A 16,921-nucleotide genomic window follows, 5' to 3' on the forward strand; every position below is an offset into this window, starting at 1 on the left:
ACTTGGAGGAATTTTTCCGAAACCCGCACGAGGGGCGCGGGCGGGGCGGCGAACGACGGACAACTGACAGATGACAGATTTCGAAATCTGTCATCTGTCAGTTGTCATCGGAAACCTGTCGACTGTCAGCCGTCGTTTCTCAGCAGCCGCCCGCCGCGGGCCGCTCGCCGCCCGCCGTCGTCCTCACTCGCCGTGCTCAGCACGCCGCCGCGAGCCCCCCGCCGTCGGCCGCCCGGAGGCGGGCTATCAGCTCCTCCCGGGCCCGGGCCACCCGGGACCGGACGGTGCCGACCGGGCAGCCCGCCACCTCGGCGGCCTCGGCGTAGCTCAGACCGACCACCTGCGTCAGCACGAACGCCTCGCGCCGCTGCGCGGGCACCCGGTCGAGCAGGTCGCCGAGCGCGATCCCGTCCTCGAACCCGGCCGCCGGCCCGGCGTCCTGCCGCTCTGCCGCCTCCTGCCAGTCCGGCAGCGCGGCCAGGCGCGGCCGGGCGGCGGCCGTCCGGTACCGGTCGATCACGGTGCGCCGGGCGATCGACAGCAGCCACGTACGGGCCGACGAGCGCCCCGCGAACCCGGGCAGGCTGCGCAGCGCCCGCAGGAACGTCTCCTGGGCGAGGTCGTCGGCGGACTGGACGTCGGTCAGGTGGGCGACGAACCGCCACACGTCCCGCTGGGTGGCGCGGACGAAGGCCTCGACGTCCTGCGCCCGTCCGGCCCGGGCGGTCAGGGCGAGCGCGGTGAGCTGGTCGTCATCCACGGCGACCTCCGCCGCGCCGTCCGTGGAGCCGTCCGTGGAGCCACCCGTCGGTCCGGCGGACCCGGCGGACCCCGCAGGCCGACCGGACCCGGCCGCGCTGCCCGGCGAAGCCGTGAGGGACCATGACCATATGAGATGCGTGCAGTTCCGCACCGCCCTGTCCGGCCGCCTCGACGGCGAGGCGGCCGGGATCCCGGACGGCCGTCTGGACGGTCACGTCGCCCGCTGCGCGGGCTGCCGGGAGTGGCTGGAGCAGGCGGAACGGCTGCGCAGCCGAGTGGCGGAGAGCGCGGCCGACGGCCCGTCGGCGGACTGGTCCGCAGGCCTGCTGGCCCGGCTGGCGGAGGACGGGCCGGGCGGCCCGCAGCGGTAGGACGAGGGCGCCGGCCGGAACCGGTGCGCCGTCGTAGTCAGGCATGAAGGGTCCTGAGAGAAGGGCTGGGAGCGGCACCGCCCTGAGCGGCGCCGCAGGTGTCCATGGGCCGTCCGCGCCGCACGCCGCGCCCAAGGCGGAGCGGCGGAAGTCGCGAGCCCGTGCCCTGGCGGCACGGCGGCGCAGCGCGCTCGGCCGGGCGGCAGGGCGACCTGCCCGTCACAGTGCCCCCGGTGGCAGTGGCCGACCGGGCGGGGCGAGTGGAACGCGGGGAGACGGGCGCGTCAGCAGGCGAGGGAGAACGCGGGCGGCCCGCGTCGCACGACGGCGTGCGTGAGCAGCACCTGTCGCGGCAGCCGGGTCTGCCGGGCGGTGCGCCGGGGCGGGGCCGGCGGGCGGAAGCCGAAGGGCCGCGCGAAGAGGGTCAGCAGCGGAACGACCAGCGCGCCCGCGACGACGGCGCCGAGCGCGCCGAGCAGTTCGAAGATCCGCACCAGCGCGGCGTCGCCGCGCCACAGCAGCAGGGCGCAGGCCAGCGCGGCCAGCACGTGGGCGGCGGCCATCCCCACGGACATCCCGTGGGCCATGCCGTGCGCCATCCCGTGGGCGGCCGCGGCCTGCCCGGAGGCGTCGGCCACGACGGGCGCCGAGCCCGGTACCCCTGACATGCCCGGTACCCCTGACATGCCCGGCATCCCCGGCATGGCGCTCATTCCATCGATCCCGGCCATGCCGGTCACGTCGGCGAGACCGGCCCCCGAAGCCGCGGCGGAACCCGCGCCGTGCCGCAGCCCTGCCGCGGCGTGCAGCCCGGAGGCCGGTGGGGTGTCCGGGTCGAGTCCGGCCATCCTGGCCAGGTCCACGGGAGACAGTCCGCCCGGCACCCGGCCGGGGTTGCACAGGAGCAGGGCGGCCCAGTCCGTGCCGGTCAGCCGGTCGAGCCCGCCGCCCGTGGGCACGAGCGCTCCGACGCGCTCGAACAACAGGTGCAGCGCGGTCTGCGCCGCGACCATCCAAGCGCTGATCACTCCGAGCCCGCGCCGCTTGCCGGCGAGCAGCCAGGTCATGCCGAGGACCGCGCCGGACGCGCCGACCAGGACCGACGGCGACACCCCGGCCCCGCCCATGGCGACGTGCGCCGCGGCGGCCAGCGCCACGCACAGCGTGGCGAAGACCGCGGCGCGCAGCGAGCGGATCCGGTCGGTCATCACGATGGCACTCATCGTCGCACCCGTCGGCCCGCGCTCGTACCGCACCCTCCGGTACTGGCCGGGCTCCGCCGCGTGAGACCATGCCCGGCCGCGTCGCCGGAAGCCGTCTACTCACCGGACACGACCGGCCGGCCGGCCCGACCGCGCCCGGCCGTGGCCGCCCCGGCTCACCTGGCCGCGCCCGGGCCGAGATCCGAGATCCGAGATCGGACCGGCCCGACCGGCCCGACCGGCCCGACCGGCCCGACCGGCCGACGAGCAGACGAGGCGAACAGCTGCTCGTACGACCATCGGGGTGATTTGACATCTCCCATCGCTTGGTCACTAAATGTGCACAGCCCAGTACGATGCGCACACACCGGCACCAGCGCCCGGCACCAGCGTCAGGACAGCGGACCACCAGGAGGCCCGGCCATGGACACCACGACCGGCCGGTCGGCCTCCGCCGAGGCCGGCCCCGGCCGCAGCGCCCACCCGACCCCGGCGTCCAGCGGACCCCCCGACCTGGCCGATCCGGGCTTCTGGCAGCTCCCCGCCCCCATCCGCGCCGCAGCCTTCGCCGAACTGCGCCGCCGCCCCGCCCCCCTCTACGTCGGCGACCGCGCCACCGGCCGCGGTTACCACGCGCTGGTCCGCCACGCCGACGTCGTCGAGGCCAGCCGCACCCCCGCCGTCTTCCGCAGCGCCCCCGGCGTCACCACCCCCGAACCACCCCGCTGGGTCCGGGCCCTGTTCGGCGACTCGATGGTCAACCTGGACGCCCCCCGCCACGCACAGCTGCGCCGCGTCATCTCCCGCGCCTTCACCCCCCGACTCCTCTCCGGGGCCGAGGACGACATCCGCCGCGTCGCCGCCCGCCTCGTCGACGACGTCGAACGCGACCGCCCCGAGGACTTCGTCACCGCCGTCGCCGCCGAACTCCCGTTCCAGGTGATCTGCAACCTGATGGGCATCCCCGAGCGGCCCCGCCGCGCCATCCTCGACCAGGTCAACCACGCCTCCGAACACACCGGCGTCGCCCGGCCGCTGCGCCGCCGCCTGCGCGTGCCCGGCCGCGGGATGGCGGCGCTCGCCCGGATGCAGCTCATGGTTGCGGCGATCGGGCGCCAGCGCCGCAGCGCACCCGCCGACGACCTGATCACCGCCCTCGTCACCGCCGACGTCGACGGACGCCGGCTCACCGGCCGCGAGCTCGGCGCCTTCTTCTCCCTGCTGCTCGTCGCCGGCGTCGAGACCACCCGCAACGCGCTCGCCCACGGCCTCCACCTGCTCACCACCCACCCCGACCAGCGCGCCCTGCTCCTCGACGACCTGGACGGGCGGCTCGGCGGCGCGGTCGACGAGATGGTCCGGCACGCCACCCCGATCATCCAGTTCCGCCGCACCCTGGCCGTCGACCACGAGCTCGGCGGCCCCGGCGGACCACTCCTGCGGGCAGGCGAGAAGGCGGTCCTCTTCTTCGGCTCGGCCAACCGCGACGAGACGGTCTTCGCCGACCCGGACGCCTTCGACATCACGCGCACCCCCAACCCCCACCTGGGCTTCGGCGGCGGTGGTCCGCACTACTGCCTCGGGGCGCACCTGGCCCGGCAGGAGATGAAGGTGCTGTTCCGCGAACTGTTCACCCGCCTGCCCGGACTCCGGTCGGTGGGCGGACCCGACCTCGTCCCGTCCAGCTTCGACAACCGCGTGCGGTCGCTGCGCTTCACCTTCTGAGTCCTGCGTGTTCCGAGCCCTGCGTGTTCCGAGCCCTGTGAGCCCGGCGGCCGTCGTGTGACGCCCGCGAACCCCTACCCGGCCGACGGTTCCCACACCGCGTTGTCGTGCGCGAACAGCACCCGGCGAGGCCCGAACGACGCCAGCCGGTCCAGCCACCGCGGGTGGTCGGGCAGCGGTTGCGCCACGCCGTCGAGCGCCGCGCGCCGGGCGAGCACCGCCGACCCGTAGCCGGACGCGAAGTCGTACGCCTGGCCCGCCAGGACGATCGCGCCGTCCCGGCGTTCGACGACGAGTGACTGGTGCCCCGCCGTGTGCCCGGGTGTCGGCACGACCCGCACCCCCGGCCAGACCTCAGCCTCGCCGTCCAGAACGCGATAGTCGGCGCCCGGGAAGTCGACCAGCGCGTCGATCGTGTAGCCGCCCTCGCGGGCCGCCGCGAGCTCCTCCGCCTGGACGAGCACCGGCGTGCCGGCGAGCAGCGGGTTGCCCCCGCAGTGGTCGAAGTGGAGGTGGCAGTTGACCACCAGGTCGAGGTCGCCGAGCGCCACGCCGGCCGTCGCGAGCGCCTCCGGAAGCGGGCGGCGGACCGGGCGGTAGTGGGCCTCGGTCCCCGGATCGCCGCCGCCGACGCCGGTGTCGAAGAGCAGCAGTCCCTCGGGGCACCGCACCAGGTAGGCGAGCACCGGTTCGACGCGCGGCTGCGGCCCGCCCGTCTCGGCGGCCGGCCGGACGAAGTAGCCCAGGTCGAGACGGTGGATCGCGTGCATTCAGGCCCCCGGACGCGTACGGGCGCCGCACCGGCGCCCGGTCCGCACCCTACCCGTCGGCTGCCCGCGTTCAATCCGCCGATCAGCAGGCTCCGTGGGGCAAACCGGCGAAGCGGGGTGGCGGCCGTCACGGCGGACGTCCGGAAAGCGGAGCACAATGCGGCACATGACAGAGCGTCCGACGTCCCCGGCCGAGCAGGCCCCCGCCGTCCAGACGGCCCACGGGCCGACGTCCGCCGGGCCGACGCCCCTCGGACAGAACCCGCCCGCCCCGGCACCCGTCGACGCCGACGGCCCCACCGCGCACGCCTGGGCGGCCCTCGGCGGCTCCGCCGACCTGCTGGACCGGGTCACCTTCCACGGTCCCGACACCGTCCTGCCCTCCGGCCTGCCCGTGCGCCGCCTCGCCCGGGCCACCGTCGCCGCCTGCTCCCTCGCCGCCGCCGAACTCGCCGCCCACCGCACCGGAGGCCCCGTCCCCGCCGTCCGGATCGACCAGGGCGCCGTCGCCACCGCCTTCGTCAGCGAACGCCACCTGACCGTCGACGGCCGCGCACCCGTCAGCTTCGCCCCGCACTCCGGCTTCTGGCGCACCGCCGACGGCTGGATCCGCACCCACGCCAACTACCCGCACCACCGCACCCGGCTGCTCACCGCCCTCGGACTGCCCGGTGACGCCGGACCCGAGCAGCTCGCAGCGGTGCTGAGCGAACAGCCCGCCGAACTCGTCCAGGAGCGCGCGTACGAGGCGGGGGCGCTCGCGGTGGCCGTCGTACCGGTGGGCGACACCGTTCACCCCCTGGTCGAGACCCGCATCATGACGCCGAACGGCCCGGCGCCCGCCGCACCCCGCCCGCTCGGCCCCGCACCTCTGCCCGCCGCAGGCATCCGCGTCCTCGACCTCACCCGTGTCATCGCCGGCCCGGTCGCCACCCGCACTCTCGCCCTCCTCGGCGCCGACGTGCTGCGCGTCGACTCCCCCCGCCTCCCCGAGGCCGACGACGCCCACGCCGACACCGGCTTCGGCAAGCGCTCCGTCCTCCTCGACCTCTCCGGCCCTGCCGACCGCGCCACCTTCGAGGAACTCCTCGCCACCGCCGACGCCGTCATCACCGGCTACCGCCCCGGCGCCCTGGACGCCCACGGCCTCGCCCCCGACGCCCTCCTCGACCGCCACCCCGGCCTGATCGTCGCCCAGCTGTGTGCCTGGGGCTGGACCGGGCCCTGGGCCGGACGCCGCGGCTTCGACAGCCTCGTCCAGGCCGGCGTCGGCATCGCCGCCCACGAAGTCACCCCCGAGGGCCACCCCGAGGACCACCCCGGGGTCCTCCCCGCCCAGGCACTCGACCACGGCACCGGCTACCTCATCGCCGCCGCCGTCCTGCGCGCCCTCACCGAGCAGCGCACCGGCCGCCCCGGCGGACGCCACCTCCGCTTCTCCCTCGCCGGCACCGCGTCCTGGCTCCTCCACGACATCCCGCGCCCCGAAGACCGCACCGGCCCCGGCAGTCCGTCGGACGTCACCCCCTACGACCCGGCGCCGTACCTCGCCGAGACCGACTCCGCCTACGGACGCCTGCGCCACGCCCTCCCGCCCGTCGCCTACGACGGTGCGCCCACCAACTGGTCCCGCCCGCCCGGCCGCTGGGGAACCGACCGGCCCACCTGGCTCTGACGCCGTCACAGCCATCTGGCAGCATCGCCCCATGACCGCACACGCCACCGACTTCACCTGGTTCGCCGAGCGCCACCCCGTGCTCGGCGAGGCCTACTGCCTGACGCACGTCCAGGGCATCGGCGCCGACGAACTGCTGCGCCGCTTCAACGCCGCCCCGGGCGGCGAGGTCACCGGCCTGGACGCGGTCGTCACCGCGTGGGAGACCTTCGACGACGGCGAGGACGAGACGGCCGGCGCCCTGTTCGACGACGACGAGTACGCCGACCGCCTCCTCGTGGCCGTCACCGAACTCGACGGCTGGGCCCTCGCCGTCGAGCCCTACGGCTACCTCGGCAGCCTCTGGGACCTCCTGCCCCGCCTCGCCGACGGCACCCGCGCCGTCTCCCACTTCCGCAACGTCAACGCGGTCGACCACTTCAACTGGTGGGAGGGCCCCACCTGCCGGCTCCACTTCGAACCGCTCTTCCCCGACCAGCGGGACGGCACCGACGCCGACGCCCCCGGCATCCCGGACCTGCTCACGGCCTGCGGCTTCCGGCTCGACGACAAGAACACCGAGTTCAACACCGAGTCCGCCTTCGCCCTCGCCGAGCGGCTGACGGACGTCCGGATCGGCGCCGACCGCCTGGAGGCGGCGACCTTCCGGATCGGCTACGCGCCCAGGCCGTGACGCGCCCCCGGCCTTGCACGGAAGGGCCGCACGCCCGAGCCCGCCCGGGCTACACGCCCGACGGGATCCGCTTCGCCCGGCCGCGCACCTGGAGCGCCGTCACGATCTCGATCAGGCCGAGGACCAGCAGCCAGCAGCCCGCCAGGACCGTCAGCGCGGTGATCGAACCGACCGGCCACACCATCAGCAGCACACCGGCCACCGTGTTCGCCACGCCCGCGAAACCCTGCCAGCCGCGCGCAGGCATGTCCGGGTCGGAGAAGGCGGCGGCGAGCTGGGTGATGCCCCGGAACAGCCACCCGATGCCGATCCAGAGCGCGAGCAGCAGCAGTGACTGTGCCGCGCTGCGGAAGCAGAGCAGACCCAGCAGCACGCAGATCGCGCCGCTGATGAACGCCAGCACCCGCAGCGCGGTGGTGGCGTGGGTGCCGAACGCCGCGACCAGCTGGACGATCCCGATGACCAGCAGGTAGAGGCCGAAGAGTACGCCCACCACCAGCAGGGTCTCGCGCGGCCAGACGAAGACGACGATGCCGAGGCCGAGCGAGGCCAGACCGGCGAGCAGCAGGACCTGCCAGGCGGCCTTGGCGAGCAGCCCGAGCGGGCCCTGCGCCTCGGTGCCGTCGGGGGTGATGATCGGGGGGACCACGGTGGTGCCTCCTCGGGCCGGGGTGAGCCGGGAACGGGTGGGGAGCGGGTCAGGAGCGGGTCAGGGACCGATCGGAAGCGGACGGGGGACGACACCCACCCTCGACGCACCGGCGGCGAACCGCCCGTGCGGTACCGCCGTTCGGGGGTCCCGCGGTTCCGGGAACGACATCTTCCGAACACCCGGCGTGGTTATCATCCGGCGGTATGACTTATGAAGGGTGGGGGACCCCTCCGGTCGAGCCGATCAGCCAGCACTTCGTCGTCTGCGGCGGGAACGCGCTGGCCCACCGGTTGGTCCTGGAACTCGTCGAGCACTACGAGGTACCGGTCGTCGTCCTGGTCGCGGACCGCGACCGCGACCACGCGCCGCGGATCGAGCAGCTGGCCGGCGTCTCGGCCGTGGTCGAGTACAGCAGCATCACCGACGAGGCACTGCGCGCGGTGTCCATCGGGACCGCGCGCGGCCTCGCCCTCGTCGAGGGCGACGACCAGGAGAACATCCACGCGGCGCTCAGCGCGCAGGGCCACAACCCGAACATCCGGATCGTCCTGCGGATGTTCAACCAGCGCCTCGGGGAGAACATCGAACGCCTCCTCAGGAACGGCGCCGCACTCTCCGGCTCCGCCACCGCGGCACCGGCGTTCGCGGCGGCGGCGCTGGGCCGGCCCAACTCGGTCGCGGTCGGCGGACGCTTCCTGCACATCGCCTTCGACGAGGCGATCACCGCCGACCGGCTCTGCATCGTCGCCGACCGCATCGACCGCCAGGACGTCGGCAGGATCCGGCTGATGCCCGAACAGGAGGGCGACTCGGCCGAGTTCGTCCGGCTCGCGAGAGAGTTCGGGGACGACGGTCCGGTGCGCGTCGGCGGCGCCGAGGTCCCTGACCCGCGCCGCCCGGCCGGGGCCGCCGGGCCAGCCGCGCAGGAGGAGGCAACCGGAGCGGTGTCCGCGGCCCTCGACGACCAGGGCGGGGTCGCCGCCCTCCAGGTGCTGCCGGTCGAGCCGCGCGAACCGATCAACTGGGCACGGCGGTTGCGCTGGCGACTGCTCGACACCGCCCGCTACTTCACCAGCGCCCGGATGCGGCTGGTGCTGCTCATCGCGCTCGCCGCCGTGCTGATGGCCTTCTCCGTCCTCTGGTACCTGAGCCGGGACTTCGGCTGGACCGTCTACATCTCGCTGCTCGACCTCGCCGGCGCGGCCCAGCCGGACCAGCCCGCCGACATCGCCGCCGGGACGGGGACGGGCGGCGCGTGGCAGCGGGCCGCGCAGGTGGTGATCACGCTCTGCGGCATCACGTTCGCGCCGGTCGCCACCGCGATCGTGGTCGAGGCGCTCGCCTCCGGGCGGCGCGGCCAGCCCCGCAACCCGAGCGCCGGCACCCGGGAGCACGTGATCGTCGTCGGCCTCGGCAACGTCGGCACCCGCGTCGCGAGCCAGCTCCACGAACTGGGCGTGCCGGTCGTGTGCATGGAGCGTGACCCGCAGGCGCGCGGCATCGCCGCCGTCCGGGCGCTCGGCATCCCGGTCGTCCTCGGGGACGGCCCGTTCGAGGAGCAACTGCGCCGGGCCCGGCTGAAGCACAGCCGGGCGGTGGTCGCGGTCAGCGGCGACGACGCGACCAACCTGGAGGCGGCGCTGGAGGCGCGCCACGGCAACCCCGAAGTGCGGGTGGTGGTGCGGCTGTTCGACGACGACTTCGCCGGGCACTTCTACGCGACGCTGGACAACGCGGCGTCCCGGTCCGTCTCCTACCTGGCGGCGCCCGCGTTCGCCGCCGCCCTGATGGGGCGTGAGGTGCTGGGCACCCTCTCGGTCTTCCGGCACGTGCTGCTGATCGCGGAGCTGACGGTGGAGGACGGCAGCGGGTTGATCGGCATGAACCGGCACGACCTGGAGGACCCGGGCGGCGTCCGGGTGATCGCCGCCCGGGTCGCCCGCAGTCCGCACCTGCAGTGGAACTACGCCGACCGCACCCGCCGCCTCGGCCCGGGCGACCAGATCGTCGTCGCCGCGACCCGCAGCGGGTTCGCCCGGCTCAACACGGTGCTGGCGGAGGAGGACTGACGGGAGTCGGCGAACAGATGACAGATTTCATCATCTGTCATCTGTTCGCCGTCATCTGTCACCTGTCAGGCGTTCGCCGTCCTGCCCCGGGCGCGCGGTCCGTGCTCAGCGGTTGATGAACGCGGCCGGCCGCTTCTCGGCGAAGGCGTTCATGCCCTCCTTCTGGTCCGCGGTCGCGAAGGCCGCGTGGAACAGGCGCCGCTCGAAGCGGACGCCCTCCGCCAGCGTGGTCTCGAAGGCGCGGTTGACGCTCTCCTTCATCATGATCGCGGCCGGGGCGGACATCGCCGCGACGGTCTCGGCCGTGGCCAGCGCCTCGGCCAGCAGCTGGTCGGCCGGGACGATCCGGGAGACCAGACCGGCGCGCTCGGCCTCCTCGGCGCCCATCATCCGGCCGGTCAGGCACAGCTCCATGGCCTTCGCCTTGCCGACCGCCCGGGTCAGCCGCTGCGAGCCGCCGATGCCGGGGATGACGCCGAGCTTGATCTCCGGCTGCCCGAACTTCGCGGTGTCGGCGGCCAGCAGGATGTCGCACAGCATGGCCAGCTCGCAGCCGCCGCCGAGCGCGAAGCCCGCCACCGCCGCGACGACCGGCTTGCGCAGCTGGCCGAGCCGGTCCCACGGGCCCAGCCAGTCGTCCAGGTAGACGTCCGGGAACTGGTTGCCCTGCATCTCCTTGATGTCGGCGCCCGCCGCGAAGGCCTTCTCCGACCCGGTGATCACCAGACAGCCGATCTCCGGGTCCCGGTCGAAGCGCGTCGCGGCCTCGACGACCTCGTTCATCAGCTGCGTGTTCAGCGCGTTGAGCGCCTTCGGACGGTTGAGCGTGATCAGCCCCACCCGGCCCTTGCGCTCGACCAGGATCGTCTCGTAGGTCTCGGTCTCGGTCATCGCCGTCGACTCCCATTCCGCTGCTCGGCGCCGCACGGGCGCGCCCTGACCACCCAACGATCTACGAAGCGCCCCGCCTCGCGCCAGTCTTGGCATGCGAGACGGTCGTCACGGGTCCGGCCCGGGGCCGAGCGGTGCCGGAAGCGGAGCGGTGCTGGGCCGCGCGGGTCAGGCCAGGCCGAGCTCGTCGCCCTCGCGCGGGGCGAAGTGGCGGGCCACGTCGGCCTCCGTCACCTCGGCGAGCGTGGCGGGGGACCAGCGCGGGTTGCGGTCCTTGTCGATCACCTGGGCGCGGATGCCCTCGACCAGGTCGTGACTGTCCAGCGCCGCACAGGAGATGCGGTACTCCTGGTCGAGCACCGCCTCCAGGGACGGCAGGGACCGGGCCGCGCGCAGTGCGGCGAGGGTGGTCTTGACGGCGGTCGGCGAGTTGGCGAGGACCAGCTCGGCGGCCTCCTTCGCCTCGGGCACCCCGGAGTCGAGGAGGCGTTCGACGATCTCCTCGGCCGTGTCGGCGGCGTAGCAGGCGTCGATCCACTCGCGCTGGGCCGCGAGGGCGGAGGGCGGCGCCGGTTCGGCGGCGGCGGCGACCATGGCGGTCACGGCGTCCGCGTCCGGGGCGGCCGCGAGGGCGAAGAGCAGGGCCGGGATCTTCGCGGACGGGACGAAGTGGTCCGCGAAGCCGCACAGGACGGCGTCCCCGGGACCCATCGACGCGGAGGTGAGGCCGAGATGGGTGCCCAACTCACCCGGGGCGTGGGCCAGCAGGCGGCTTCCGCCGACGTCCGGCACGAGGCCGATCCGGGTCTCGGGCATGGCGATGACGGAGCGCTCGGTGACGATGCGCACCGAGCCGTGGGCGGAGAGGCCGACGCCGCCGCCCATCGTGATGCCGTCCATGACCGCGACGTACGGCTTGGGGCAGCGGGCGATGAGGGCGTTGAGCCGGTACTCGTCGCGGAAGAACGCCCGGGCGCCGGCGCCGCCGGCCTTGGCGTCGTCGTGCATGGCCCGGACGTCGGCGCCGGCGCAGAGCCCGCGTTCGCCGGCTCCGGTCAGCACGATGGTGCGCACGGTGTCGTCCGCGGCCCAGGCGTCCACCGCCTCCCGGACGGCGGTGATCATGCCGTGGGTGAGGGAGTTGAGCGCCCTCGGCCGGTTCAGCACGATCCGCCCGGCCCAGCCGTCCTGGAAGTCCTGCACCTCGCCGCTCATCGGGCCCGCTCCCGTTCGTCGGTGTCGAAGATCCCCGTCCCTGTCGCCCACCGTACTAGGCCGAACGGGGAACAGATGACAGCTGACAGAAGACGAAATCTGTCAGCTGTCATCTGTCATCTGTCCGCCGTCACGCGCCGGTCGTACGACCCGACTGCGGCTCGACCCGCCCCGTCACCTCGCCGAAGCCGATGACCGTCCCGTCCGGCCCCGGCGCCGTCGCGGTGATCGTCACCTCGTCGCCGTCCTCCAGGAACGTCCGCGTCGTGCCGTCCGCCAGCTTCAGCGGCTCCTCGCCGTTCCAGGTCAGCTCGATCAGCGCACCCCGGGTGTCCGGCTCCGGCCCGCTGACCGTCCCCGACGCGAACAGGTCACCGGTGCGCAGCGACGCGCCGTTGACCGTCATGTGGGTGAGCTGCTGCTGCGCCGTCCAGTACATCGACGCGAACGGCGGCCGGGAGACGAGGTGCCCGTTCAGGCGGACCTCCATCGCCAGGTCCAGGCCCCACGGCTCGCCGCCGCGGTCGTCCAGGTACGGCAGCGGCTCGACGTCGCGCTCCGGCGGGCTGACCCGGGCGTGCTGGAGGGCGTCCAGCGGGACGATCCACGGCGAGACCGACGTCGTGAAGGACTTGCCGAGGAACGGCCCGAGCGGCACGTACTCCCAGGCCTGGATGTCGCGCGCGGACCAGTCGTTGACCAGGCACACGCCGAACACGTGGTCGCGGAAGTCGTCCAGGACGACCGGCCGCCCGAGCGTGGACGGCGCGCCGACGACGAAGCCGACCTCGGCCTCGATGTCGAGCCGGCGCGTCGGCCCGAAGGACGGCACCGCGTCGGCCGGCGCCTTGCGCTGTCCGTGCGGGCGCACGACCGGGGTGCCGGACACGACGACCGTCCCCGCCCGCCCGTGGTAACCGATCGGCAGGTGCTTCCAGTTGGGGGTGAGCGGCTCCGAGCCCGGGCGGAAGATCCGGCCCAGGTTGGTGGCGTGGTGCTCGCTCGCGTAGAAGTCGACGTAGTCCGCGACTTCGAACGGCAGGTGCAGCTCGACCTCGCCCACCGGCAGCAGCGCCGGGCTCAGCGCCTCGCGGTACGACTCGTCCGTCAGCCACAGCGTCAGGTCGGCCCGCACCTGCGTCCAGGCCGAACGCCCGGCGGCCATCAGGGGGTTGAGCGAGTCCGCGGCCAGCAGAACCGACGGCGCCCCGGCGGCACGGGCGGCGGCCGCGGCGTCGAGCACGAAGTCCCCGACGCGCACGCCGATCCGGCGCCGCCCGGGCTGATCGGCGGCGGTGAAGACGCCGTACGGCAGGTTGTGCACGCCGAACGGCGAGTCCTGGGCGCTGGCGAGCCAGCTGCGGGGGGTGCTCAACGGTCCTCCTGGACAAGTGGGCTGGGCGACAGCAGGCCGAGCGCGGCCAGGTCGTCCAGGGGTTCGGCGATGCTGCAGGTGCCGAACGCGGTGAACGAGTTGCGGATCACCGTAACCTGATGCGCGCTCAAGGCGTGGACGGCCTTGGCCAGCGCGTGGCCGTCGCGTTCCGCCAGCACCTCGGCGGCCGCGGCGCGGTCCGTCTCCTGCGCGGCCAGCAGCACGTTGAGGAAGCCGTGGTGCTCGAAGCCGGTCACCGGATCGGTGTGCCGGACGGCGTTGTGCAGCCCCGCCGTGCACTTGTACGGCAGGCCTCGCTGTGCGCAGCCGGTGAGGAACGCGGCCAGCTCGTCCTCGCCCGGGAAGGCCTGTGCGACGACCCCGCCGGTGCGGAACTTCGCCCGGTAGGCGCTGTCCACCAGAGCGTCGAGCGTCTCGTCCAGCCCGTCCCCGTGCAGGAGTTCGCGCGGCAGTTCGACGGCGGCGGGCACGTCCGGCGGCAGCAGCCGGTCCAACTCGGCCACCGCCTCGTGGACGTCCCGGGTCGCGAGCTCGACGCCCGCGACCTCGAACGGCGCGGCGGCGGCGAGCGCCGGCCCGAGCTCGGTGCTGCCCCCCGGCAGCACCAGCCCGACCCTGAGCGGCCCGGTGCCCTCCACCGCCGTGGCCAGCTCGCCCAACCGGCCAGCCCCGCACAGGAACGGGCCGACCGCGTCGGCGTACCAGGCCGTGCGGTGGGCGCGGTGCGCGGGCACCGCCTCGACGACCGGCAGGTTCCCCGGCGGGAACACCGCCGCGTCGTCGAAGAGTCCGCGGAACAGGTCCGGGATCGCGGATCCGCCGGCGCTCATCGCCCGGGCCCCCGGCCCGACCACGTCCACGCGTAGTTCGCGTCCTCGCTCGCCCGGCCGCCCTCGCCCAGCTCCAGCGGGCGGAACGTGTCCACCATGACCGCGAGTTCGTCGAAGAACTCCGCGCCGATGCTGCGCTCGTACGCGCCCGGCTGCGGGCCGTGGGTGTGCCCGCCCGGGTGCAGCGAGATCGAACCCTGGCCGATGCCCGAGCCCTTGCGGGCCGCGTAGTCGCCGCCGCAGTAGAACATGACCTCGTCGCTGTCCACGTTCGCGTGGTAGTACGGCACCGGGATCGACAGCGGGTGGTAGTCCACCTTGCGCGGAACGAAGTTGCAGATCACGAAGTTGTTGCCCTCGAACACCTGGTGGGCCGGCGGCGGCTGGTGGATCCGCCCGGTGATCGGCTCGAAGTCCCGGATGTTGAAGACGTACGGGTACAGGCAGCCGTCCCAGCCGACCACGTCGAACGGGTGGTGCGGCACGGTGTAGCGGGTGCCCGAAATCCCGTTCGGACCGCGGTGCTTGACCAGCACGTCGACGTCCCCGGGGGTGTCGACGACGAGCGGCCCGACGGGCCCGCGGAAGTCGCGCTCGCAGTACGGCGCGTGCTCCAGCAGCTGCCCGTACTTGGAGAGGTAGCGCTTCACCGGCGTGATGTGGCTGTTCGCCTCGATGCAGTACGCCCGCAGCGGCTCGTCCCCGGAGGGCACCCAGCGGTGCGTGGTCGCCCGCGGGATGATCACGTAGTCGCCCGGGCCGACCTCCAGCGCGCCGAAGACCGTCTCCACCGTGCCGGAGCCGGACTCCACGTACACGCACTCGTCGCCGAGCCCGTTGCGGTACAGCTCACTCGGCGCCCCGGCCGCGACGTACGAGATCCGCACGTCGCCGTTGCCGAGGACCAGACGGCGGCCGCTCACCACGTCCGCGGCCTTCCACTCCTGGCCGGCGAACAGCTCGTGGAGCTTCAGGTGGCGGGGGAGCAGGGGATGGTTGGGCACCGTGGACTGGTCCGGCAGCTCCCACGGCACCGCGTTCACCACGGCGGACGGGATGCCGCGGTGGTAGAGCAGCGAGGAATCGGAGGAGAACCCCTCCTCGCCCATCAACTCCTCGTAGTACAGCCCGCCTTCGGGTGTGCGGTGCTGCGTGTGCCGCTTGGGCGGGATGCTGCCCAGCTGCCGGTAGTACGCCATCTCCCTGCTCCTCCTCGACCGTGCTCAGCCGCTCGTGCTCACGGTACGTCGACCGTGTTCAGAGCCCCGCGACCCTCACAGGTTGCCGCGGCGCTCCTGCTCGCGCTCGATGGACTCGAACAGCGCCTTGAAGTTGCCCTTGCCGAAGCCGAGCGAACCGTGGCGCTCGATGAACTCGTAGAACACGGTGGGGCGGTCGCCGATCGGCTTGGTGAAGATCTGCAGCAGGTAGCCGTCCTCGTCGCGGTCGACCAGGATGCCGCGCTTCTTCAGCTCCTCGATCGGCACGCGCACCTTGCCGATCCGGGCGCGCAGCTCCGGGTCGTCGTAGTACGCGTCCGGGGTGTTGAGGAACTCGACGCCGCGCGCCCGCAGGATGTCGACGGTGGTGAGGATGTCGTTGGTGGCGAGCGCCATGTGCTGGCAGCCCGGACCGGTGTAGAACTCCAGGTACTCGTCGATCTGCGACTTCTTCTTGGCGATCGCCGGCTCGTTCAGCGGGAACTTCACCCGGTGGTTGCCGCTCGCGACGACCTTCGACATCAGCGCGGAGTAGTCGGTGGCGATGTCGTCGCCGACGAACTCGGCCATGTTCACGAAGCCCATGACCCGGTTGTAGAACGAGACCCACTCGTCCATCTTGCCGAGCTCGACGTTGCCCACCGCGTGGTCCAGCGCCTGGAACAGCCGCTTCGGCGAGCCCTCCGGGTGCTTGACCTTGCTCTCCGCGACGACGTAGCCCGGCAGGTACGGGCCGTGGTAGCGGGAGCGGTCGATCAGGGTGTGCCGGGTCTCGCCGTAGGTGGCGATCGCGGCGCGGCGCACGGTGCCGTTCTCGTCCGAGACGTCGTTCGGCTCCTCCAGCACGGTGGCGCCGGTCGCGCGGGCGTGCTCGATGCACTTGTCGACGTCCGGCACCTCCAGCGCCAGGTCGACGACGCCGTCGCCGTGGCGGCGGTGGTGGTCCAGCAGCGGGCTGTCCGGCTGGACGCCGCCCTTGATCACGAAGCGGCACGAGCCGGAGCGGAGCACGAAGGCCTTGCGGTCGCGGCGACCGGTCTCCGGGCCGGAGTAGGCGACCAGCTCCATGCCGAACACGGCCTGGTAGAACTGCGCCGTCTGGGTGGCGTTGCCGACCACGAACACGACCGCGTCCTGCGCGGTCACGGGGAACGGGTCGGTGGCCGGGTCGTGCTCGACGAGGCCGACGAGGCGGCGCAGCTGGTCGGCGTCGAGACCGGCCTCGCGCTCCTCGGGGGTCAGCTCAAGGGCGTAGGACTGCGGGGTCATCGGTCTTCCTCCACTTTGGGCCTCGGCTCTGAGGCGTCCGCTTGAGGCGGCCGCGCCGCTGATGGGGGGTGGGCGGTGCGGCTGAGCGGAGAGCTTGCTCCTGTCCGGGTGGTTGGGCAACAGGTCGGTTTTTCACTGTTCAATGTGTACAAGCTGATCAGGAAATCCCGCGTTCTGCTGCGCAATCTGCGCTGCTGATCG

At 73.6% G+C, this 16,921-nt stretch carries 15 protein-coding genes; 5 read left to right on the plus strand and 10 right to left on the minus strand.

The window, feature by feature from the left end:
• Positions 1-196: 196 nt before the first annotated feature.
• The gene (locus AB0C76_RS00420; RefSeq protein ID WP_359957305.1) at positions 197-760 is read right to left on the minus strand and encodes a sigma-70 family RNA polymerase sigma factor; all 564 of its coding nucleotides are present in this window, start codon (positions 758-760) and stop codon (positions 197-199) included.
• A gap of 130 nt (positions 761-890) precedes the next feature.
• Between AB0C76_RS00420 and AB0C76_RS00425 the strand changes: the two genes are divergently transcribed.
• Positions 891-1,133: a zf-HC2 domain-containing protein gene (locus tag AB0C76_RS00425; protein WP_359957308.1), complete on the plus strand. Its 243-nt coding sequence runs from the start codon at positions 891-893 to the stop codon at positions 1,131-1,133.
• Between the two features lie 284 nt (positions 1,134-1,417).
• On the opposite strand, the gene AB0C76_RS00430 is transcribed toward AB0C76_RS00425, so the two are convergent.
• Positions 1,418-2,356, minus strand: coding sequence for a hypothetical protein (locus tag AB0C76_RS00430; RefSeq protein WP_359957310.1), 939 nt, complete (start codon positions 2,354-2,356; stop codon positions 1,418-1,420).
• A gap of 402 nt (positions 2,357-2,758) precedes the next feature.
• Between AB0C76_RS00430 and AB0C76_RS00435 the strand changes: the two genes are divergently transcribed.
• Entirely contained in the window at positions 2,759-4,060 is a 1,302-nt protein-coding gene (locus tag AB0C76_RS00435; RefSeq protein WP_359957313.1) for a cytochrome P450, read from the plus strand.
• A 74-nt stretch (positions 4,061-4,134) separates the two neighbouring features.
• On the opposite strand, the gene AB0C76_RS00440 is transcribed toward AB0C76_RS00435, so the two are convergent.
• Positions 4,135-4,830, minus strand: coding sequence for an N-acyl homoserine lactonase family protein (locus AB0C76_RS00440; protein ID WP_359957316.1), 696 nt, complete (start codon positions 4,828-4,830; stop codon positions 4,135-4,137).
• Positions 4,831-4,996: 166 nt separating this feature from the next.
• Between AB0C76_RS00440 and AB0C76_RS00445 the strand changes: the two genes are divergently transcribed.
• Both AB0C76_RS00445 and AB0C76_RS00450 read left to right on the plus strand, forming a co-directional pair.
• Positions 4,997-6,505, plus strand: coding sequence for a CoA transferase (locus AB0C76_RS00445; RefSeq protein WP_359957319.1), 1,509 nt, complete (start codon positions 4,997-4,999; stop codon positions 6,503-6,505).
• A 31-nt stretch (positions 6,506-6,536) separates the two neighbouring features.
• Positions 6,537-7,178 (plus strand): DUF6461 domain-containing protein, encoded by a 642-nt coding sequence (locus tag AB0C76_RS00450; protein ID WP_359957322.1) that lies wholly within the window; start codon positions 6,537-6,539, stop codon positions 7,176-7,178.
• A 49-nt stretch (positions 7,179-7,227) separates the two neighbouring features.
• Here the strand turns inward: AB0C76_RS00450 and AB0C76_RS00455 are convergent, their stop codons facing one another.
• Positions 7,228-7,827: a DUF308 domain-containing protein gene (locus tag AB0C76_RS00455; protein WP_359957325.1), complete on the minus strand. Its 600-nt coding sequence runs from the start codon at positions 7,825-7,827 to the stop codon at positions 7,228-7,230.
• 206 nt (positions 7,828-8,033) lie between these two features.
• Between AB0C76_RS00455 and AB0C76_RS00460 the strand changes: the two genes are divergently transcribed.
• Positions 8,034-9,899 (plus strand): NAD-binding protein, encoded by a 1,866-nt coding sequence (locus AB0C76_RS00460; RefSeq protein ID WP_359957328.1) that lies wholly within the window; start codon positions 8,034-8,036, stop codon positions 9,897-9,899.
• Between the two features lie 105 nt (positions 9,900-10,004).
• Here AB0C76_RS00460 and AB0C76_RS00465 read toward each other — a convergent pair whose 3' ends face one another.
• The 6 genes from AB0C76_RS00465 to hppD form a co-directional block, all read right to left on the minus strand.
• Complete coding sequence (locus tag AB0C76_RS00465; protein WP_329930762.1) at positions 10,005-10,790, minus strand: enoyl-CoA hydratase; 786 nt, start codon at positions 10,788-10,790, stop codon at positions 10,005-10,007.
• Positions 10,791-10,958: 168 nt separating this feature from the next.
• The gene (locus AB0C76_RS00470) at positions 10,959-12,005 is read right to left on the minus strand and encodes an enoyl-CoA hydratase/isomerase family protein (RefSeq protein ID WP_359957331.1); all 1,047 of its coding nucleotides are present in this window, start codon (positions 12,003-12,005) and stop codon (positions 10,959-10,961) included.
• Between the two features lie 130 nt (positions 12,006-12,135).
• Positions 12,136-13,380 (minus strand): fumarylacetoacetase, encoded by a 1,245-nt coding sequence (fahA, locus tag AB0C76_RS00475; RefSeq protein WP_359957333.1) that lies wholly within the window; start codon positions 13,378-13,380, stop codon positions 12,136-12,138.
• A complete protein-coding gene (locus tag AB0C76_RS00480) occupies positions 13,377-14,261 on the minus strand; it encodes a hypothetical protein (protein ID WP_359957336.1) in 885 nt (294 codons plus the stop codon). The genes fahA and AB0C76_RS00480 overlap by 4 nt, the downstream gene beginning before the upstream one ends.
• Complete coding sequence (locus tag AB0C76_RS00485; protein ID WP_359957339.1) at positions 14,228-15,430, minus strand: homogentisate 1,2-dioxygenase; 1,203 nt, start codon at positions 15,428-15,430, stop codon at positions 14,228-14,230. The genes AB0C76_RS00480 and AB0C76_RS00485 overlap by 34 nt, the downstream gene beginning before the upstream one ends.
• Before the next feature lie 75 nt (positions 15,431-15,505).
• Positions 15,506-16,720 (minus strand): 4-hydroxyphenylpyruvate dioxygenase, encoded by a 1,215-nt coding sequence (gene hppD / locus AB0C76_RS00490; RefSeq protein ID WP_359957342.1) that lies wholly within the window; start codon positions 16,718-16,720, stop codon positions 15,506-15,508.
• Positions 16,721-16,921 lie beyond the last annotated feature (201 nt).

This window comes from Kitasatospora sp. NPDC048722 (genome assembly GCF_040650235.1).
GTDB lineage: Bacteria > Actinomycetota > Actinomycetes > Streptomycetales > Streptomycetaceae > Kitasatospora.